The organism is Mesorhizobium sp. LSJC269B00 (genome assembly GCF_000502815.1).
In the GTDB taxonomy this organism is placed as follows: Bacteria; Pseudomonadota; Alphaproteobacteria; order Rhizobiales; family Rhizobiaceae; genus Mesorhizobium.
This window is the reverse complement of sequence record NZ_AYVN01000007.1, coordinates 93,607-112,847: the sequence shown is the minus strand read 5'-3', so window position 1 is coordinate 112,847 and position 19,241 is coordinate 93,607. Positions and strand designations below refer to the sequence as shown.

The 19,241-nt window shown below is 63.5% G+C and carries 19 protein-coding genes; 2 read left to right on the top strand and 17 right to left on the bottom strand.

The genetic code is table 11. From position 1 onward, the window contains the following. Positions 1 to 15: 15 nt before the first annotated feature. From recQ to uxaC, 9 genes are all read right to left on the bottom strand, one after another. The gene (gene recQ, locus X771_RS146320) at positions 16 to 1,854 is read right to left on the bottom strand and encodes a DNA helicase RecQ (protein WP_023688894.1); all 1,839 of its coding nucleotides are present in this window, start codon (positions 1,852 to 1,854) and stop codon (positions 16 to 18) included. 264 nt (positions 1,855 to 2,118) lie between these two features. Further along, the gene (locus tag X771_RS146325; protein ID WP_023684110.1) at positions 2,119 to 2,457 is read right to left on the bottom strand and encodes a cupin domain-containing protein; all 339 of its coding nucleotides are present in this window, start codon (positions 2,455 to 2,457) and stop codon (positions 2,119 to 2,121) included. A 10-nt stretch (positions 2,458 to 2,467) separates the two neighbouring features. Next, positions 2,468 to 3,235 carry a 2-dehydro-3-deoxy-D-gluconate 5-dehydrogenase KduD gene (gene kduD, locus X771_RS146330; protein WP_023688892.1) on the bottom strand — a complete coding sequence of 256 codons (768 nt, stop codon included), beginning with the start codon at positions 3,233 to 3,235 and terminating at the stop codon, positions 2,468 to 2,470. Then, on the bottom strand, positions 3,232 to 4,089 hold the full coding sequence (kduI, locus tag X771_RS146335) for a 5-dehydro-4-deoxy-D-glucuronate isomerase (protein WP_023688891.1): 858 nt from the start codon (positions 4,087 to 4,089) through the stop codon (positions 3,232 to 3,234). Before kduI ends, kduD begins: the two co-directional genes overlap by 4 nt. 23 nt (positions 4,090 to 4,112) lie before the next feature. After that, the gene (locus tag X771_RS146340) at positions 4,113 to 4,889 is read right to left on the bottom strand and encodes a FadR/GntR family transcriptional regulator (protein WP_023668680.1); all 777 of its coding nucleotides are present in this window, start codon (positions 4,887 to 4,889) and stop codon (positions 4,113 to 4,115) included. Positions 4,890 to 4,927: 38 nt separating this feature from the next. After that, on the bottom strand, positions 4,928 to 6,208 hold the full coding sequence (locus tag X771_RS146345; RefSeq protein WP_023684106.1) for a TRAP transporter large permease: 1,281 nt from the start codon (positions 6,206 to 6,208) through the stop codon (positions 4,928 to 4,930). Next, entirely contained in the window at positions 6,209 to 6,676 is a 468-nt protein-coding gene (locus X771_RS146350; RefSeq protein ID WP_245259954.1) for a TRAP transporter small permease, read from the bottom strand. It lies immediately after the preceding gene. Positions 6,677 to 6,842: 166 nt separating this feature from the next. After that, positions 6,843 to 7,820, bottom strand: a complete 978-nt coding sequence (locus X771_RS146355) for a TRAP transporter substrate-binding protein (protein ID WP_023668677.1) — start codon at positions 7,818 to 7,820, stop codon at positions 6,843 to 6,845. 38 nt (positions 7,821 to 7,858) lie between these two features. Continuing rightward, positions 7,859 to 9,268 carry a glucuronate isomerase gene (gene uxaC / locus X771_RS146360; protein WP_023688889.1) on the bottom strand — a complete coding sequence of 470 codons (1,410 nt, stop codon included), beginning with the start codon at positions 9,266 to 9,268 and terminating at the stop codon, positions 7,859 to 7,861. 189 nt (positions 9,269 to 9,457) lie between these two features. Between uxaC and X771_RS146365 the strand changes: the two genes are divergently transcribed. After that, entirely contained in the window at positions 9,458 to 10,966 is a 1,509-nt protein-coding gene (locus tag X771_RS146365) for a mannitol dehydrogenase family protein (RefSeq protein ID WP_023688888.1), read from the top strand. A 28-nt stretch (positions 10,967 to 10,994) separates the two neighbouring features. On the opposite strand, the gene lepB is transcribed toward X771_RS146365, so the two are convergent. The 7 genes from lepB to X771_RS146395 form a co-directional block, all read right to left on the bottom strand. After that, a complete protein-coding gene (gene lepB / locus X771_RS10775; protein ID WP_032892998.1) occupies positions 10,995 to 11,741 on the bottom strand; it encodes a signal peptidase I in 747 nt (248 codons plus the stop codon). 525 nt (positions 11,742 to 12,266) lie between these two features. Next, positions 12,267 to 12,674, bottom strand: a complete 408-nt coding sequence (locus X771_RS146370; protein ID WP_023668674.1) for a F0F1 ATP synthase subunit epsilon — start codon at positions 12,672 to 12,674, stop codon at positions 12,267 to 12,269. A gap of 109 nt (positions 12,675 to 12,783) precedes the next feature. Then, positions 12,784 to 14,355 carry a F0F1 ATP synthase subunit beta gene (atpD, locus tag X771_RS146375; protein ID WP_023668673.1) on the bottom strand — a complete coding sequence of 524 codons (1,572 nt, stop codon included), beginning with the start codon at positions 14,353 to 14,355 and terminating at the stop codon, positions 12,784 to 12,786. Positions 14,356 to 14,425: 70 nt separating this feature from the next. Further along, a complete protein-coding gene (locus X771_RS146380; protein ID WP_023668672.1) occupies positions 14,426 to 15,310 on the bottom strand; it encodes a F0F1 ATP synthase subunit gamma in 885 nt (294 codons plus the stop codon). Between the two features lie 34 nt (positions 15,311 to 15,344). Continuing rightward, entirely contained in the window at positions 15,345 to 16,874 is a 1,530-nt protein-coding gene (atpA, locus tag X771_RS146385) for a F0F1 ATP synthase subunit alpha (protein ID WP_023684101.1), read from the bottom strand. Continuing rightward, positions 16,874 to 17,434 carry a F0F1 ATP synthase subunit delta gene (locus X771_RS146390; protein WP_023688887.1) on the bottom strand — a complete coding sequence of 187 codons (561 nt, stop codon included), beginning with the start codon at positions 17,432 to 17,434 and terminating at the stop codon, positions 16,874 to 16,876. The genes atpA and X771_RS146390 overlap by 1 nt, the downstream gene beginning before the upstream one ends. A gap of 246 nt (positions 17,435 to 17,680) precedes the next feature. After that, positions 17,681 to 18,076: a DUF4345 family protein gene (locus X771_RS146395; RefSeq protein WP_023688886.1), complete on the bottom strand. Its 396-nt coding sequence runs from the start codon at positions 18,074 to 18,076 to the stop codon at positions 17,681 to 17,683. Between the two features lie 138 nt (positions 18,077 to 18,214). Between X771_RS146395 and X771_RS146400 the strand changes: the two genes are divergently transcribed. After that, positions 18,215 to 18,403, top strand: a complete 189-nt coding sequence (locus X771_RS146400) for a hypothetical protein (RefSeq protein ID WP_023688885.1) — start codon at positions 18,215 to 18,217, stop codon at positions 18,401 to 18,403. Positions 18,404 to 18,419: 16 nt separating this feature from the next. Here X771_RS146400 and X771_RS146405 read toward each other — a convergent pair whose 3' ends face one another. Continuing rightward, complete coding sequence (locus tag X771_RS146405) at positions 18,420 to 19,088, bottom strand: aspartate/glutamate racemase family protein (protein WP_031202821.1); 669 nt, start codon at positions 19,086 to 19,088, stop codon at positions 18,420 to 18,422. Between the last annotated feature and the right edge of the window lie 153 nt (positions 19,089 to 19,241).

The window sequence follows — 19,241 nt, the reverse complement described above, 5'->3', positions numbered from 1 at the left end:
CCAGCAAAACCCCTTTCAGCCTGGCGTCTCGGAAAGGTGCGCGGCAATGGCGCTGACAAAAATCGCGCCGAACTCCTTGAGCTTGGCCGCACCTACGCCGTTGACCCCGGCAAAATCGTCGAGGTCTTGCGGACGACGCTCGGCCATGTCGATCAGTGTACGATCCGAAAACACCACATAGGCCGGCACCTGGCGTTCCTTGGCCAGACGCAGCCGCAGCGTCTTCAGCGTCGCGAGCAGCGACGCATCTACATTTTCGCTCTGGGGGCTCTGCCCGGCACGAGCCGCGCGGCGCGCGGCGCGCGTGCGCATCTCGACCCGATACTGGAACGGCACCTCGCCCCGGCCGAGTGCGTGGCCCTTGTCCGCGATGGCCAACCCGCCATGGCCGGCCGGGTCCGGCATCAGGAAACCGTTCGCGACCAGCTGGCGAATCATAAATTGCCAAAAATCCTTCTTGTGCGCGGCGCCATTGCCGAAGGCTGCCAGCCTGTGATGCCCCCTTGCCGCGATCTTTTCAGTCTCGTGGCCGATCAGGATGTCGATGACATGGCCGGCGCCGAAGCGCTCGCCGCTCTGCGCCACCGCCGCCAGGATGAGGCGCGCCTCGGCGGTGCCGTCGGCGCGCGGCGCCTGTTCCAGGCAATTGTCGCAATTGCCGCAAGGGACCGCCTCTTCACCGAAATAACCGAGCAGCACCTGGCGGCGGCACTCGGCCGTCTCGCAATAGCCGATCAGCGTATCGAGCCGGCCATGCGAGCGGCGCTTGTGTTCGACAGCGGCGTCCTCGTCGTCGATGAACATGCGGCGCATGCGGATGTCGCCAAGGCCGTAAAGCATATGCGCCTCCGCCGCCCGGCCGTCGCGACCGGCGCGGCCGATTTCCTGGTAATAGGCTTCGAGGCTGCCCGGCAGGTCGGTGTGGAAGACATAGGCGACATCAGGCTTGTCGATCCCCATGCCGAAGGCGATGGTCGCCACCATGACGACGCCCGACAGGGTCATGAAGGCGTTCTGGTTGGCATCACGCGCCTCCTTGCTCATCCCGGCGTGATAGGCGAGCGCGGTCACGCCGTTCTTTTCGAGGAATGCCGCCATCTCTTCGGTCTTCTTGCGCGACAGGCAGTAGACGATGCCGCTGCGCCCCTGATGGCGCTCGATGAAGTTGAGCAACTGCCGCTTGCTGTCCTGCTTGGGCTCGATGGCAAGCTTGATGTTGGGCCGGTCGAAGCCAAGCACCTGCGTTTCGACACGCCCGCCAAACAGCCGTCTCTCGATGTCTGCCCGCGTCGTCTCGTCCGCCGTCGCCGTCACCGCAATGATCGGTACGTCGGGAAAGATGCCACGCAGCTGCGACAGGTCTTCATATTCGCGCCGGAACGCCGGCCCCCACTGCGAAATGCAATGCGCCTCGTCGATGGCGATCAGGCTGACATCGAGCCTGGCAAGCGCATCCAGCATCCGCTCGGTCATCAGCCGTTCCGGCGCGAGGTAGAGCAGCCGCGTCTGGCCCGACGCGACGCGGCGCCATGCCGCGACATTGGCATCACGGTCGATCGAGGAATTGATCGTATCGGCGGCGACGCCGGCGAGGCGCAGTGCCGCGACCTGATCCTGCATCAGCGCCACCAGCGGCGAAACGACAATGGTCAGCCCACCCTTGACCAGCGCCGGAACCTGGTAGCACAGCGATTTGCCGGCACCCGTTGGCATGACGGCCAGCACATGGCGGCCGCCAAGCAGCGCCTCCATCACCGCGGCCTGTCCGGGACGGAAATCGTCGAAGCCGAACACGTCCTTGAGGACGCGCCGTTTGGGATCGTGCGTCGGCACGCTTGTCGTCGATATCTGCATCACTGATGTTTTTGCGATCGGCCGCCCGAAGCAGCGGCGTGGACAGAACGATTAGCGCAGCCCCTGCGTGACCACAACAAGCAGCAGCAACACCCCACCGGCGATCGACCTGATTGGCATCGTTAAACCTATCTTCACCATGTTGCGGCACCGTCCAACCCTGCGGCGATGTTTCGAGTACCGCTGCGCCACGAGCGCACAGGCAACAGCCCGCGCCTCCCCAGGAGGCGCGGGTTTCCTGTTTCTGGAATTGCCGAAAAAGGTTCAGGCCAGGAAATCGGCGCGGTGCGGGGTAAAGCTGTCGACCAGGCGCCCGGCCTCCAGCGCCTTGACGCCGTGCACCAGATTGGACGGCACGATGAAGCTGCCGCCGGTCTCGATGGTCGCGGTGCGGCCGTCGATGGTCACCTCGAAGCGACCTTCGGCGACATAGCTGGCCTGGACATGCGGGTGCGAATGCAGTGCGCCGACGCCGCCCTTGTCGAAGCCGAACTCGACCATCATCAGCTCATCGGTGGAGACGAGAACGCGGCGTCTGTTGCCGTCCGGCGTCGGCGTCCAGGCGCTCTCGCCGGGCTGTGCGAAAATCTTGGCTTCAATCATGACCATCTCCTCATCGCGCCAGCCAGCCGCCGTCCACGGGAACCACCGCGCCATGCATATAGTCGGACGCTGGCGCCAGCAGGAACACGGCGGCATCGCCTATGTCTTCCGGCCCGCCCCAACGTCCCGCCGGAATGCGCGCCAGGATGGCAGCACTGCGGTCGGGATCGGCGCGCAACCCCTCGGTGTTGTTGGTTTCGATATAGCCGGGCGCAATCGCGTTGACGTTGATGCCTTTTGCCGCCCATTCGCAGGCCAGCAGCCGGGTTATGCCGAGCGCGCCATGTTTCGACGCGGTATAGGAGGCGACGCGGATGCCGCCCTGGAAACTCAGCACCGAGGCGATGTTGACGATCTTGCCGCGCCGCCTCGGGTCGGTCAGCACGCGCCTGGCAAAACCCTGGCTGAGAAAGAACAGCGTCTTCAGATTGACGTCGATGACGTCGTCCCAATCGGCCTCGGAGAAATCGACCGCATCGGCGCGGCGGATGATGCCGGCATTGTTGACCAGCCCGTCGATCGGGCCGGTCTTTTCCCAGACCTGGTCGAGCATCGCCTTGGCGGCCGCATGGTCGGCAAGATCGCATCGCACCGCCTCGAACTGGCCACCGGCTTCCGCGACTTGTCTTTCCGTGTCGTCCATCGCCGAGCGGCCGACACCGATGACGGTGCCGCCGGCGCGCGCGATCGAGACGGCGATGCCTTGGCCGATGCCGGTGTTCGCGCCGGTGACCAGGATACGCTTGCCGGCCAGGCTGAAGGAGGAAGAGCCGCTCAACGCAATTCACCCAGCGGCACCGGGTCGACATCGGTGTAGTCGACATTGTCGCCGGCCATCGCCCAGATGAAGGCATAGTTCGAGGTGCCGGCCCCCGAATGGATCGACCAGCCCGGCGAAAGCACCGCCTCCTCGTTGGCCATCACCAGATGCCGCGTTTCGTCCGGCTCGCCCATGAAATGGAAGACGCGCGCCGTCTCCGGCAGGTCGAAATAGAGATAGGCCTCCATGCGCCGGTCATGCACATGGCAAGGCATGGTGTTCCACACCGAGCCCGGCGCCAGTTGGGTCATACCGACCACCAGTTGGCAGGTCTTGACGCCATCGGCATGGATGAACTGGAAGATGGAGCGTTCGTTGCAGGTTTCCTTGCTGCCGAGATCGAGGCGCTTGGCATCGCCAATGCGGATCAGCCGGTTGGGATGGGTGTGATGCGCAGGCGCGCTGAGCAGATAGAATTTGGCCAGTGCGCCCTCATCGGCCGATGCGAACGAAACGTCGGTGCTGCCCATGCCGAGATAGAGCATGTCGCGCGCCTGCAACTGGTGGGCCTCGCCATTCGCCGTCACCGAGCCGGCGCCGCCGATATTGACGATGATCAACTCGCGGCGATCGAGAAGATTCTTGGTGCCCGTCGGCTTGATCGCTTCCAGCGGCAGCGGCGCTGCCGCCGGCACGGCGCCGCCAACGATCATGCGGTCATAGTGGGTGTAGGTCAGGCTGATGCGTCCCTGCTGGAACAGGTCGTCAATATGGAAATTGTGACGCAGTTCGTCGGTGCCCATGGAAGCAGCGGCGACCGGGTCGATGGCGAAACGCGAGGTGAAATCGGTATGCGGGTGACTTTGAGTCATTGCTGCTCCAGCTGAATGAATGGCTATTTGGTTGCCGACGCCTTGACCGAGTCGGCGTAGTAGACCTGGCGGGCGTGCAGCCGCTCGCGGTAGCGCTCTTGGCTGGCGGTGAGATGAGCGCGCATCGCCTCGCGCGCGGCTTCGGCGTCGCCTGAGGTGATCGCATTCAGGATCACCAGATGCTCGCGCTGCAGCCCGCGCTGATAGCTGTCGGATTGCACAAGTTCCGTCGACCAGGGCGAGGTCACGTCGCAGGGAATGGCGCGGCGGCCGAGCACATCGAGCATCTCGACATAGAACGGGTTGTTGGTGGCGCTGGCGATTGCCCGGTGGAAGGCGAGATCGGCGGGACCGGTCGGCTCGCTGTTGAGAAGCAGCCGTTCGAACTCGAAGAACGCTTCCTGGATCGCTGCTTCCTGCGCCGCGTTGCGGCGGATGGCGGCGAGCCCGGCCGATTCGATCTCGACGGCCAGGCGCACTTCGAGCACATTGAGCGCGATGGAATCCTTGCTGCCCATGTCGGCGGCGAGCGCGCCGAACATCGTTGAGATGTGCTCGGTGACGAACACGCCTGCGCCCTGGCGCGCCTCGACCAGCCCGTCGGCGGCGAGCTTGGCCAGCGCTTCGCGGATGACGGTGCGGCTGACGCCGAAGGTCTCGGTCAGTTGTCCTTCGGTCGGCAATTTGTAGCCGGGCAGGATCTCGCCCGCCTGCAGCTGCTTGCGGATCGCAGCGACGACGGTCTCCGACAGTTTGGGTTTTCTCTCGACCCTGAGATCAACAGCGCTATCTGATGCCATATCGCACCCCTGTTTGAAGACGTCTATTTGAAGACGCCCTATTTGAACACGCTCGGCAACCAGAGCGAAATCGCCGGAATATAGGTCACCAGCCCCAGGACCACGATGCCCGCGCCATAGAACGGCCAGATCGAGCGCATCGCTTCCCAGACCGTAATCTTGCCGACGGCACAGGCGACGAACTGCACCGTGCCGACCGGTGGCGTGTTGAGGCCAATGCCGAGATTGAGGATGGTGATGACGCCGAAATGCACGGGGTCGACGCCGTAATGGGTGACCAGCGGCAGGAAGATCGGCGTGCAGATGATGATCATCGGCCCCATGTCCATGAAGGTGCCGAGCAGCAGCATCAAGACGTTGAGCAGAAGCAGCACCACCAGCGGATCGGTGGAGATGGCGTTCATGCCTGCGATCAGCAGCACCGGCACTTTGAGATAGGCCATCAGCCAGCTGAACGAGGCCGCCGTGCCGATGATCAGCAGCACCATTGAGGTCGTGCGCACCGCGCCCTTTGTGGCATGGACGAAATCGCCCCAGGCCATCGACCGGTAGACGAAGACGGTGACCAGCAAGGCGTAGATGATGGCGATGCAGGAGCTTTCCGTCGCCGTGAAAATGCCCGAGCGAACGCCGCCGAAGATGATGCCGATAAGCAGAAGTCCGGGGATGGCGATGACCGCCAGCTGGCCGACACGCGAGAAGCCGGGAAAGGCCTCGACCGGGTAGCCGCGGCTGCGGGCGACGAAATAGGCAGTGACCATCAGCGAAGCGGCGAACAGCAGGCCAGGCAGGATACCGGCGGTGAACAGGTCGGCGATCGAAATCTTGCCGCCGCCGGCGATCGAATAGATGATCATGTTCTGCGACGGCGGCAGAAGCAGCGCGATCAGCGCCGCCATCGAGGTCACGTTGACGGCGTAGTCGGCGCCGTAGCCGCGCGCTTTCATCTGCGGGATCATCAGCCCGCCGACGGCAGCGGCTTCCGCCACAGCCGAGCCGGAAATGCCGCCGAACAACGTCGCGGCGATGATGTTGACCTGACCGAGCCCACCGCGGACATGACCGACCAGCGAGCCGGCAAAGGAAACGATGCGCTGCGCGATGCCGCCGCGCACCATCAGGTCGCCCGCAAAGATGAAGAACGGGATCGCCATCAGCGAGAACGCCGACATGCCCGACTTCAATTGCTGGAACACCACCAGGGGCGGCAGGCCGAGATAAAGCACGGTGGCGAAGGACGCCGCACCCAGGCAAAAGGCGATCGGCGTGCCGGCAAACATCAAAAGCGTGAAGACGCCAAACAGGATCCAGAGTTCCATCTAGGCCTCCTGCACGGCCGGCATTTCCGGCACTTCCTCGAGATTGATATCCTTGTCGATGTCGGCGCCGGACCAGCGCAGCACGATGCGTTCGGCCGAGAACAGGCAGATCAGAAAGCCGCCGGCGACCAGCGGCAGATAGTCGAAACCGCCGGGAAGCTCGAGCGCCGGGATGATGGTCCGCCAGGTCAGCCCGACCAGCTTGCAGCCGTACCAGACCATGCCGAAGCCGAAGCCGAACGCGATCAGGTCGGACAGGGTGCGCAGCGCCCATTTGCTGCCCTTGGGCAGGATGTAGAGCAGCACGTCGAAGCCCATATGGTAATTCTCGCGCACGCCGACGGCAGCGCCCAGGAAAATGAACCAGTTCATCAGCATGATGGCGGTGACTTCGGTCCAGCTCGGTGACGCGTTGAGCACGAAGCGGGAAAACACCTGGTAGGCAACAAGCGCGGTCATGGCGACCATCCCGATGCCCGCGAGATAGAGCGCACCGTCGCAAATCTTCGAAAGCACCGCGCTGAAGCGCGGTGGCGCTCCGCTCCTGGCCGTTCCCGCAGTCATCCGATCCTCCCGGTCTTTCCGTCCCCTAAAAGCGATTGGCGGGGCGGCGCCATGCCGCCCCGCCAGAAAATCACTTGGTCGCCTGGATGCGCGTCGCGAGGTCCTTGAGCTCCGGCGTCTTCAGATACTTGTCGTAGACCGGCTTCATCGCATCGATCAGCGGCTGCTTGTCGATCTCGCTGACCTTGACGCCGGCCTTCTCGACGATCTCTCGCGACTTCTTCTCCTGCGCGTCCCACAATTCGCGCATCTTGACGACGCTGTCCTTGGCCGCCTGCTTGACGATCGCCTGGTCTTCCGGCGTCAGTCTGTCCCAGCTCGATTTCGACATCACCAGCACTTCCGGCACGATCTGGTGCTGGTCGACGGTATAGTGCTTGGCGACTTCGTAGTGCTTGGCGGATTCGAAGCTGGGCCAGTTGTTCTCGGCGCCGTCGATGACACCGGTTTCGAGCGCCGAATAGACCTCGCCATACGCCATCGGCGTGGCATTTGCGCCAAGCGCGTTGACCATATCGACGAACACGTCGGACTGGATGACGCGGAACTTCATGCCTTTCAGATCGGCGATCGAGGTGATGTCCTTCTTGGTGTTGTAGAAGGAACGGGCGCCGGAATCGTAGAAGGCAAGGCCGACCAGATCATGCGTCTCGAAGGCCTTGAGGATCTCGTCGCCGATCGGCCCGTCCATGACATGGCGCATGTGCTCGACCGAACGGAACATGTAGGGCAGCGACGGCACCGCGGTTTCCGGCACGATGCCGTTGAACGGACCCATCGAGACGCGGTTCAGATCGATGACACCGGTCTGCGTCTGCTCGATCGTGTCCTTTTCCTCGCCGAGCTGCGCCGAATGATAGACCTCGACCGAATAGCGGCCGGCGGTGCGCTCCTTGATGAGCTCGCCGAGATATTTGACCGCCTCGACAGTCGGATACCCGTCCGGATGGGTGTCGGCCGAGCGCAGTACGGTCTGGGCGCCGGCAACGCCGATCATCAGCGAGCCGAAGGCGAATGTGGCTGCCACCAGTTTTGAAAAATGCAACATGACTGTCTTCCTCCCTTTTAAAATTCCACGCGCCCGGCTCACAGCCGGTACGCCTTCTTGGCAAGCGTGTAGGCAAGCTCCCGCGCCAGCTCATGCGCCTCGTCCTCACGCAGCCGGTGCTCGGCGACGAGACGGGCGAGAAAGGCGCAGTCAACCCGGCGCGCCACATCGTGACGGGCGGGAATCGACGGAAAGGCACGGGTGTCATCGTTGAAGCCGACGGTGTTGTAGAAGCCGGCGGTCTCGGTGGTCATCTCGCGGAACCGGCGCATGCCTTCCGGACTGTCGTGGAACCACCAGGCCGGCCCGAGCTTCAACGCCGGATAGACGCCGGCCAGCGGCGCCAGTTCGCGCGCGTAGCTGGTCTCGTCGAGCGTGAACAGGATGATGGAGAGGTCGCGCTCCAGCCCGACGCAGTCGAGCAAGGGTTTGAGCGCCGCGGCATAGTCGGTGCGGGTCGGAATATCGAAGCCTTTGTCGCGGCCGAATTTTTGGAAAACACCAGGCGAGTGGTTGCGCCATGAGCCGGGATGGATCTGCATGACCAGCCCGTCGTCGCGGCTCATCTTGGCCATTTCGGTCAGCATCTGGGCGCGAAACAGTTTGCGCTCGCGCTCGTCGTCCGAGCCGCGGCGGATGCGGTTGAACAGCTCTTCCGCCGCCGCATCGGAAAGATTGGCGGTCTCGGCCGTCGGATGGCCGTGATCCGACGAGGTTGCGCCGAAACTTTTGAAGAAGGCGCGGCGCTGGCGATGCGCGTCGAGATAGCCGGCCCATGTGCCGGTGTCGCAGCCGGCGATCTCGCCCAGGCGATCGAGATTGGCAGAAAATCCTTCGAAGTCGGGATCGACGACGGCATCCGGCCTGTAGGCAGTGACGACGCGGCCCTGCCAGCCGCTGTCGCGGATCGTCTTGTGCCATTGGAGATCGTCGAGTGCGCCCTCGGTCGTCGCGATGACCTCGATGTTGAAGCGCTCGAACAGCGCGCGTGGGCGATAATCGTCGCGCTGCAAAAGCGCCGCGATGGTGTCGTAATGGCGGCTAGCGGTGCTGGCGTTGAGCGGCTCTTCGATGCCGAACAGATGCTCGAGCACATGGTCGAGCCACAACCGCGTCGGCGTGCCGCGGAAGAGGTAATAGTGCTCGGCGAAGCGCCGCCAGATCGCCCTGGGATCGGTCTCGACCGGCGAGCCGTCGAGGGTCGGGACGCCGAGATCTTCCAGCCGCACGCCCTGGCTGAACAGCATACGGAAAATGTAGTGGTCGGGCACCACCAGCAATTGCGCGGGATCGGGGAATGGCTCGTTGAGCGCATACCAACGCGGATCGGTGTGGCCGTGCGGGCTGATGATCGGCAGGTCCTTGATGCCGGCATGGAGATCGCGCGCGATCGACAGCGCGCGCCCTTCGGCGGCAAAAAGCAGATCCGGATCGGTCAGTCCCGCCACGTCGTTCCTCCCAGGGGCGATATCGGTAGGATTGGAAAGAAATAATGTCAACATACAAAAACTGGATTGTTGTATGATGACTTTTAACCGGCGTCAGGTCATTGTGCGGCGGAAGAGCGGATGTTACGCCGCTAGCAGATCCCGCCCCGCACACCATCCAGCGACAAGCCGCGCCCAACAAGCCAAGCCATGACCAGCAGACGCCTTTCCAACGCAACAGTGCAATCCTTGCCGGCCTCGGTCGCGGTCCCCCCCTATGATCGCGCCAGTGTCGCCCCAGGCATCGTCCATCTCGGCGTTGGAGCCTTCCACCGTGCCCATCAGGCCGCCTATGTCGATGACTGCCTAGCGGCCGGCGAGACCGGCTGGGGCATTGTCGGCGTCTCGCTGCGCAGCCCCGACACGCGCGATGCGCTGACGCCACAGGACGGGCTCTACACGCTGGCGGTGCGCGGCAGCGATGGCGAAGCGCTGCACATTATCGGCTCGATCCAGTCGATGCTGGTCGCGCCGGAAGACCCCGGCGCGGTGCTGGCCGCGCTGACCGACCCGCGCACCCGCATCGTCACCCTGACCATCACCGAAAAGGCCTATCTCAGGGCCGCCGACGGCAGCCTCGACGAAAACCATCCCGATATCGTCCACGATCTGGGCAATCCCGGATCTCCCAGGACAGCGCATGGATTCCTGGCGGAAGCGCTGGTGCGACGCCGGGCCGCCGGCACGCCGCCCTTCACCGTGCTTTGCTGCGACAACCTGCCGGCCAATGGCGCCACGCTGCACCGGCTGCTGGTCGGGTTTGCAAAACTGCGCGATGCCGGCGCTGCTGCTTCAGGCGACGCTGCCCTCGCCGGTCATATAGCCGATGACGTTGCATTCCCATCGAGCATGGTCGACCGCATCGTGCCGGCAACCACCGATGCCGACCGGGCGCGCATCGCGGTCGAACTCGGCCTCGAGGACGCCTGGCCGGTGATGACCGAACCGTTCCGGCAATGGGTGATCGAAAACAGGTTTCCAGCCGGCCGCCCGGCCTGGGAGAAATTCGGCGTCACCATGGTCGAGGATGTCCGGCCGTTCGAGGACATGAAGCTTCGGCTGCTCAACGGCGCCCATTCGGGCATCGCCTATATCGGCCTGCTCAGCGGCCACGTCACCGTCGACCGCGCCTTCGCGGATCCCGCGATCCGCGCGTTCGTCGACCGGCTCTGGGCCGAGGCCATCCCGACATTGCCTGGGGATGCCGGGCTCGACACGTCAGCCTATACGGCCGAACTTGCCGAACGTTTCTCCAACACCGCGCTGGCCCACCGCACCGCGCAGATCGCCAATGACGGCAGCCAGAAATTGCCGCAGCGCATTGTCGCTACCGCCATCGAGTGCATCCAGGCCGGCTTGGTCCCGGAGCATCTGACGCTGGTGATCGCCGCCTGGATCGCCGCCTGCGAGGCGCGCGGCAAGGACCTGCCGGAAGCCCACTTTACCGATCCGCTCGACGCGGCGCTGGCGGCGCTCGACGAACGACGGATGCTGGAACGAGTAGCGGCGGTGTTCGACTGGGCCGGCTTCGCCAGCGGCAAGCCCGAGCGGCAGACGCTGATCGAACTGGTCGCCGCTCATCGCGAGCATATCCTGCAAGGCGGGATCGTGCTTGCGCTCTCAGCGCTCGGCATACCGGAGCCGACAAACGTAGGCTGAAGCTGGTCCGGAACCGCCCATTTCAAGCCTATTGTCCCGCCGGAGCGTCCAGCCTCTGCCGCGACGAATACTCCGTGCCTTGCGAATTCCAGAACAGTCGCACTGCCTTGCCGACCAGGTTTTCGGCAGGAACGAAGCCGACACTGAGCCGGCTATCGGAGGAATTATCCCTGTTGTCGCCAAGCACGAAATAGTGGCCTTCGGGCACGTCGAACACCCGCGTGTTGTCGGTTATTGAATTGTCCGTAAGACTGATGACGGAATAGGAAACGCCGTTGGGGAGGGTTTCACGTTGCAGTCTGGCGCTTTGGGGAGAGTCCTCGGAGCTGTACGGACCAACATCCTCGAGTTTGACCGCCACACCATTGATGCGAAGGATTCCGTCGACCATCTGGATTTTGTCGCCCGGCAGTCCAACGACCCGCTTGACGTAGTCGATGCTCGGATCCGCTGGAAATTTGAACACCACAATATCTCCGCGCTTCGGCTCGGCGGCAAAGATCCGGCCTTCGAAGGGCAGCAGCCCAAGAGGAACACTGTAGCGGCTGTAACCATAGGCAAACTTCGAGACGAAGAAATAGTCGCCGAGTTCCAGCGTTGGTGTCATGCTGCCTGCCGGGGTCGAAAACGGCTGGAAGAGGAATGTGCGGATCGCTAACGCGGCTCCGTAGGAGGTCAGCACGGCCAACAGCAGCACCGAAAGGCCGTGTGAATACCACCGGTTCGGTCTGTATCGTGACGCGAAAGGCACGACGAGCGCTACCCACAGGACCATGAGACCTAAACTGGAGAGATCCACCAGCCAGGCGAGATCGACCCCCGGCAGAACCGGGAATCCCACATATGTCAGCGCAATGCTTATGGCGCTGATCACCACCAGGCTGCCAACCGCCGGCCGGCCGGCGCCGATCCAAAGGAACCCGCCGAACGGACCGCCAAAGGCCGCGATCAGCGCCGTCGTCCACCGGGATCGCGAGGCCGCTTCCGGTTGCGTTGTCTGTTCCGTCATCGGCCACCCCAAATCGATAGACAGCCGGACTGTCGAACAACCAGAAAGCAGGGGCAAGCCCCGATCCGACTGTACCGCCGCAGCCAAATCGCGGTTCCGCCGGCGCCATCGCCTAATACAAGCTCATCTCGCCCTGACTGGCAGCCGGCATGCCGCCACCCGATCTGATCATGCTGGCTGCCCGCCCTGAAATCCCGCCAAGGCCCTGCGCCTATGCGAGACGATCCAGGATGGCGGCCGCAACAAAAAAGCCGGGCTGAGCCCGGCCTTTTCTTCAAGTCATTCTGCGGCTTACGCCGGCAGCAGCGCGCCTTCGAGCGTGGTAAGCTGGCTAAGGAACTGCTCCGCCTTGCTGCGGCTCTGGTCGTCCTTGGCGTCGGCGGCGTCTTCCTTGGCTTCCTGGATGCGGCGGGCGAGATCGGCGCGGTCGATATCGCCGACGGCGACCGCCGATTCGGCGAGCAGCGTGCAGCCGGCAGGGACGATGTCGGCAAAGCCGCCGAACACCACATAGCGCTCTTCCTTGCCGCCGGCGGTCTTCAGCGTGACGACGCCCGGCTTGATCGTGGTCATGACTGGCGCATGGTGCGCCATGACTGTCATTTCACCTTCGGCGCCTGGAATGACGACGGACTCGACCTGCTCGGAAACCAGGAGGCGCTCCGGCGAGACCAGTTCGAACTTGAAAGCTTCAGCCATGTCAATTTAGTGAGTAGGGAATAGTGAGTAGGGAGTAGGGAGAGGACAGCTGTCCTGATCACCCGGCCGCTATTCACTACTGACTACTGACTACTCCCTATTGCCTTGATTACGCTGCTTCAGCCGCCAGGCGCTGAGCCTTCTCGACCGCTTCGTCGATGCCGCCGACCATGTAGAAGGCGGCTTCCGGCAGGTGATCGTAGTCGCCGTTGCAGAGGCCCTTGAAGCCCTTGATTGTGTCGGCGAGGTCGACCAGCTTGCCCGGCGCACCCGTAAACACTTCGGCGACGAAGAACGGCTGCGACAGGAAGCGCTCGATCTTGCGGGCGCGGGCCACCGTCTGCTTGTCCTCTTCCGACAGCTCATCCATGCCAAGGATGGCGATAATGTCCTGCAGCGACTTGTAGCGCTGGAGGATCGACTGCACCTGGCGGGCGACGGCATAGTGCTCCTCGCCGACGACCAGCGGATCGAGCATGCGCGAGGTCGAGTCGAGCGGATCGACGGCGGGGTAGATGCCCTTTTCCGAGATCGCGCGGTTGAGCACGGTCGTCGCGTCCAGGTGGGCGAACGAGGTCGCAGGCGCCGGGTCGGTCAAATCGTCGGCCGGCACGTAGATCGCCTGCACCGAAGTGATCGAACCCTTGGTCGTTGTGGTGATGCGTTCCTGCAGCGCACCCATGTCGGTGGCCAGCGTTGGCTGGTAACCCACGGCCGAAGGAATACGGCCGAGCAGCGCCGACACTTCAGAACCGGCCTGCGTGAAGCGGAAGATGTTGTCGACGAAGAACAGCACGTCCTGGCCCTGGTCGCGGAAATATTCGGCGACCGTCAGGCCGGTCAGGCCGACGCGGGCACGCGCGCCCGGCGGCTCGTTCATCTGGCCATAGACCAGTGCCGCCTTGGAGCCTTCGCCGCCGCCCTTCTTGTTGACGCCGGACTCGATGAACTCGTGATAAAGATCGTTGCCCTCGCGGGTGCGCTCGCCGACGCCGGCGAAGACCGAGAAGCCGCCATGCGCCTTGGCGACGTTGTTGATCAGCTCCTGGATCAGAACCGTCTTGCCGACGCCGGCGCCGCCGAACAGGCCGATCTTGCCTCCGCGGGCGTAGGGCGCCAGAAGGTCGAGCACCTTGATGCCGGTGATCAGGATCTGCGCTTCCGTCGACTGTTCGACATAGGTAGGCGCCGGCTGGTGGATGGCGCGCATCTCGATGCCGTCGACCGGGCCTTCTTCGTCGACCGGCTCGCCGATGACGTTGATGATGCGGCCGAGCATGCCCGGGCCGACCGGAACGGTGATCGGCGCGCCGGTGTCATAGACGTCCTGGCCGCGAACCAGGCCTTCGGTGGAATCCATGGCGATGCAGCGCACGGTGTTTTCGCCCAGATGCTGGGCAACTTCGAGCACCAGGCGGTTGCCGACATTGGAGGTTTCGATGGCGTTCAAAATGGCCGGCAGATGATCGCCGAACTGCACGTCGACGACGGCGCCGATGACCTGGCGAACCTTGCCGATGGCGCCGGTCTTCTTGACGGCAACGCTCGTCGTCTTCGCTGCCGGGGCCGCGGCCTTGGCGGGCGCGGCCGCCTTCTTGGCCGGAGCGGCCTTCGCCGCTGCTGCCGGAGCCTTTGCGGCCGCTTTGGGGGCCGTCTTCGCGGGGGTCGCTGCTTTCGCCATCGTCTTTACCCTTCTCGTCCTTTGTTTCTCACGCTCCATCAGAAGGTCGATGACCTCCTGGCGGTCGCGCCTAGAGCGCTTCGGCGCCCGAAATGATTTCGATCAGTTCCTTGGTGATCTGCGCCTGCCGCTGGCGGTTATAGGTGATCGACAGTTTGTTGATCATGTCGCCGGCATTGCGCGTTGCATTGTCCATGGCGCTCATTTTGGCGCCCATCTCGCCGGCTGCGTTTTCGAGCAGCGCGCGGAAGACCTGGACCGAGATGTTGCGCGGAATGAGGTCGGTGAGGATCTCGCCCGGCTCCGGCTCGTATTCGTAGACGGCATTGCCACCGGCGGTCGCTTCGGCGGGAGCCGAAGCCACGCCGGCAGGAATGATCTGCTGCGCGGTCGGAATCTGGCTGATCACCGACTTGAACTGCGAATAAAACAGCGTGCAGATATCGAAGCCGCCTTCGCCGAACAGATGGATGATCTTACGGGCGATCGCATCGGCATTGACGAAGCCGAGCTTCTTGACATCGCGTAGGTCGACGCGGTCGATAATCAGCGAGGCATAGTCTCGGCGCAGAATGTCGAAACCCTTCTTGCCGACGCAGATGATCTTGACCTGCTTGCCGTCGGCCAGAAGCCGGCGGATATGGTCGCGGGCCAGACGTGCGATCTGCGAGTTGAAGCCGCCGCACAGGCCGCGCTCGGCCGTGCAGACGACGAGCAGATGCACATCGTCCTTGCCGGTGCCGGTCATCAGCGCCGGGGCATCGCCGCCGCCGCCGATCGCCTGCGTGATATTGGCCAGCACCGCACCCATCCGCTCGGAATAGGGACGCGCCGCCTCCGCTGCTTCCTGCGCGCGACGCAGCTTCGCCGCGGCGACCATCTGCATCGCCTTGGTGATCTTCTGCGTCGCCTTGACCGAGGCGATACGGTTACGAAGGTCTTTTAATGAAGGCATGCTTCAAACCTGATCCCGAGCGTCCGGCTTCTTCTCAAGCGAAGGTCTTGGCGAAGGCGTCGATCTCGGCCTTCAGCTTGGCGCGCAGATCGTCCGACAGCGCCTTTTCCTTGCGGATGCCGTCCAGCACGTCCTTGCCGGCCGAGCGCATATGGCTGAGCAGGCCGTGCTCGAACTTGCCGACCTGGTTCAGCGCCAGCTTGTCGAGATAGCCGTTGACGCCGGCGAAGATCACCGTGACCTGCTCCTCGACCTTGAGCGGCGAGAACTGCGGCTGCTTCAACAGTTCGGTCAGGCGCGAGCCGCGGTTGAGCAGGCGCTGCGTGGCGGCGTCGAGATCGGAGCCGAACTGCGCGAACGCAGCCATTTCGCGGTACTGCGCGAGCTCGCCCTTGATCGAGCCGGCGACCTGCTTCATCGCCTTGATTTGCGCCGACGAACCGACGCGCGACACCGACAGGCCGACGTTGACCGCCGGACGGATGCCCTGGAAGAACAGGTTGGTTTCGAGGAAGATCTGGCCGTCGGTGATCGAGATCACGTTGGTCGGGATGTAGGCCGACACGTCGTTGGCCTGCGTCTCGATGATCGGCAGCGCGGTCAGCGAACCGCCGCCCAGATCGTCGTTGAGCTTGGCGGCGCGCTCGAGCAGGCGCGAATGCAGGTAGAACACGTCGCCCGGATAGGCTTCGCGACCCGGCGGGCGGCGCAGCAAGAGCGACATCTGGCGATAGGCGACGGCCTGCTTCGACAGATCGTCATAGCTGATCAGCGCATGCATGCCGTTGTCGCGGAAATATTCGCCCATGGTGGCGCCGGTGAACGGCGCCAGGAACTGCATCGGCGCCGGATCGGAAGCTGTGGCGGCGACGATGATCGAATATTCAAGGGCGCCGCGCTCTTCGAGAACCTTCACGAACTGCGCGACCGTCGAGCGCTTCTGCCCGATGGCGACGTAGACGCAGTAGAGCTTTTCCTTTTCCGGCCCGTTGTCGTGCACGGCCTTCTGGTTGAGCATCGTGTCGAGGATGATCGCGGTCTTGCCGGTCTGGCGATCGCCGATGACCAGCTCGCGCTGGCCGCGGCCAACGGGGATCAGCGCATCGATGGCCTTGAGGCCGGTCGACATCGGCTCGTTGACCGACTTGCGCGGGATGATGCCTGGCGCCTTGACGTCGACGCGCTTGCGTTCGGTCGCCTTGATCGGGCCCTTGCCGTCGATCGGATTCCCGAGCGCGTCGACGACGCGGCCGAGCAGGCCCATGCCGACAGGCGTATCGACGATGGCGCCGGTGCGTTTGACGATGTCGCCTTCCTTGATGTCGCGGTCGGCGCCGAAGATGACGACGCCGACATTGTCGGCTTCGAGGTTGAGCGCCATGCCGCGGATGCCGCCGGGGAATTCGACCATTTCGCCGGCCTGGACATTGTCGAGGCCGTAGACGCGAGCGATACCGTCACCGACGGACAGCACCTGGCCGACTTCGGAGACCTCGGCCTCCTTGCCGAAATTCTTGATCTGGTCTTTGAGAATTGCGGAAATTTCCGCGGCGCGGATGTCCATCAGCCGACCTCTTTCAGTGCAAGCTTGAGCGAATTGAGTTTGGTTTTGAGCGACGTATCGATCTGGCGCGAGCCCATCTTGACCACCAGCCCGCCGAGCAGCGACGGATCGACGGTAACAGTGATGGCCACGTCCTTGCCGGCGACGCCTTTCAGCGCGGCCTTGAGTTCGGTCTGCTGGGCAGCCGTCAGTTCATGCGCCGAAGTGACCTCGGCTGATGTCTCACCGCGCTGTTCGGCGGCGATCTTGCGAAAAGCCTTGATCATGCCGGGCACCGCGAAGAGCCGGCGGTTGCGGGCGACGACGCGCAGGAAATTGCCGGTCAGGCCGGTAATGCCGGCCTTGTCGGCGATCGACGCGATTGCCTTGGCCTGGTCCTCGCTGGAGAACACCGGGCTGTTGATGAGGCGCGTCAGGTCGGCGCTGTCATCCAGCATCCTGGCGAAACTGTCGAGGTCGGCCTCGACCTTGGCCACCGAATTCGACTGCCGCGCAAGTTCGAACAGCGAACCCGCGTAGCGTTCTGCGACACCCGAGATTGGCGATGACGATTGAGCCACGGACCGTCTTTTCTCTTGTCTGAGGGGCCGCAGATTGTTGGCGCGAGCAAAAACTCTGGCTAAATCTTTGACCTTACTAAGTTTTTCCAAGCACGGAGGCGCGGCTTCCGCTATCCCCGGCCGAAAGTCGATTGCCGTCTAGCACAGGCATTTTAAGACCGCAATGCGTCGTTCCGCATGCTTTTCGGGCACTATTGTCGCATCCGGCCGCAGAGTTCAACCGAAGCCTTTGGATTGGCTGCCGATTCAGGGCAGAAAGCCGAAGACGAAGGCGAGCGGCAACGCGGCCAGGACGAGTTCGACGACGATCGACGCCCAGTTGAAAGGCGTGTTGGCGCCGTCCGACATCATCGACAGCAAACGGCCAAAAGCGGTGAACAGCCAGGAAAAGCCGAGTGCCATATAGAGCCACGGCTGCGCCAACAGAATGCAGCACAGGCTGACGCCGAGATAGAAGCCCGACATCCGGCCGCGCCCTTCCGCGATTGCCGCTGCCCTTTCGGCCCGGACCTGCAGCCGCAGAATCCGAAATGCCAGCCCTGGCGCGAGGAAAAACAGCAGACCGAGCGCCAAGGTGACGACGGCGCTAGACCAAGCCAGCCATTCGCCCTGGCTGGTCGGCCACGGAAACGCAAATTCCATCTTGCTTTCATCCCCTCACAGCAATGCCGGATGCATTGAATGTCGCTGCAAAAAGAAGTCAAGCGCGCGGCAGTTTTGGCACGCAATTCGTGAAGGAGCGGAAGGCTGTTTAGGCCGCGCGCGCGTCCGGCCAGCATCGTGGCCAACCTGTATTATCAGGCGACGCCTCCCTCCTATCTGCAGGACCGGTTTTGCACAGCCAAAGGCCCCGACACCGATCGCCTTTATTTCCTGACCAGGCACCTCAATCTGGCCGGCACGGAAGCAGATCGATGGAAGCTGAAAGTTGTCGGCAGCGGCAATGTCGCCGTGGCCGCCCAGCCCTGATCCTTGTTTTGACCCTTCAGGGCAGCATGAATGCGACCGCCGCCTCAGCATGGATGCGCGTGGTGTCGAACACCGGAATGTCGAAATCGCGCTCGCCAATCAACATGGTGATCTCGGTGCAGCCCATGATGACGCCATCGATCTTCTCATCGCGCCGCAGACGGGCGACCTCGTCGATATAGGCCGCCTTCGATGCCGCGTTGACGATGCCCCGGCAAAGCTCGTCGTAGATTACCTGGTGCACCATGTCGCGCCCGGCCTGGTCCGGCACCACGGGCTGCAGCCCGTATTTCTCCCTCAGCCGGCCCTTGTAGAAATCCTGCTCCATGGTGAAGCGGGTCGCCAGCAGCGCCGGCCGCTTGACGCCGGCGCCCTTGACCGCGACGGCCGTGGCGTCGGCAATGTGGATAAGCGGGATCGACACCGCCGCCTGCACCCGGTCGGCGAGCTTGTGCATGGTGTTGGTGCAGATTAAAAGCCCCTCTGCGCCGCCCGCCTCCAGCTTGCGCGCCGCATCCGCCAGCAGCACGCCCGCACTGTCCCAGTCGCCATGATGCTGCCGGTCGGCGATTTCGGCGAAGTCGAAGGAATAGAGCAACAGCTTTGCCGAATGCAGCCCGCTCAGCCGCTCGCGCACGATCTCGTTGAGCAGGCGATAATAGATCGCCGTCGATTCCCAGCTCATGCCGNCGCTCAGCCGCTCGCGCACGATCTCGTTGAGCAGGCGATAATAGATCGCCGTCGATTCCCAGCTCATGCCGCCGATGAGGCCAAGGGTTTTCATGCGCTGAGCCTCCAGCAGGACCGAACGATCTCTCTCACAGAAAAGCTTTACGGG

Excerpts from the sequence above, each read along its gene's own strand:
- recQ (WP_023688894.1), bottom strand. The coding sequence starts at position 1,854 with ATGCAGATATCGACGACAAGCGTGCCGACGCACGATCCCAAACGGCGC.
- X771_RS146325 (WP_023684110.1), bottom strand. The coding sequence starts at position 2,457 with ATGATTGAAGCCAAGATTTTCGCACAGCCCGGCGAGAGCGCCTGGACG.
- kduI (WP_023688891.1), bottom strand. The coding sequence starts at position 4,089 with ATGACTCAAAGTCACCCGCATACCGATTTCACCTCGCGTTTCGCCATC.
- X771_RS146340 (WP_023668680.1), bottom strand. The coding sequence starts at position 4,889 with ATGGCATCAGATAGCGCTGTTGATCTCAGGGTCGAGAGAAAACCCAAA.
- X771_RS146345 (WP_023684106.1), bottom strand. The coding sequence starts at position 6,208 with ATGGAACTCTGGATCCTGTTTGGCGTCTTCACGCTTTTGATGTTTGCC.
- X771_RS146350 (WP_245259954.1), bottom strand. The coding sequence starts at position 6,676 with ATGGTCGCCATGACCGCGCTTGTTGCCTACCAGGTGTTTTCCCGCTTC.
- X771_RS146355 (WP_023668677.1), bottom strand. The coding sequence starts at position 7,820 with ATGTTGCATTTTTCAAAACTGGTGGCAGCCACATTCGCCTTCGGCTCG.
- X771_RS146365 (WP_023688888.1), top strand. The coding sequence starts at position 9,458 with ATGACCAGCAGACGCCTTTCCAACGCAACAGTGCAATCCTTGCCGGCC.
- lepB (WP_032892998.1), bottom strand. The coding sequence starts at position 11,741 with ATGGTCCTGTGGGTAGCGCTCGTCGTGCCTTTCGCGTCACGATACAGA.
- X771_RS146370 (WP_023668674.1), bottom strand. The coding sequence starts at position 12,674 with ATGGCTGAAGCTTTCAAGTTCGAACTGGTCTCGCCGGAGCGCCTCCTG.
- atpD (WP_023668673.1), bottom strand. The coding sequence starts at position 14,355 with ATGGCGAAAGCAGCGACCCCCGCGAAGACGGCCCCCAAAGCGGCCGCA.
- X771_RS146380 (WP_023668672.1), bottom strand. The coding sequence starts at position 15,310 with ATGCCTTCATTAAAAGACCTTCGTAACCGTATCGCCTCGGTCAAGGCG.
- atpA (WP_023684101.1), bottom strand. The coding sequence starts at position 16,874 with ATGGACATCCGCGCCGCGGAAATTTCCGCAATTCTCAAAGACCAGATC.
- X771_RS146395 (WP_023688886.1), bottom strand. The coding sequence starts at position 18,076 with ATGGAATTTGCGTTTCCGTGGCCGACCAGCCAGGGCGAATGGCTGGCT.
- X771_RS146405 (WP_031202821.1), bottom strand. The coding sequence starts at position 19,088 with ATGAGCTGGGAATCGACGGCGATCTATTATCGCCTGCTCAACGAGATC.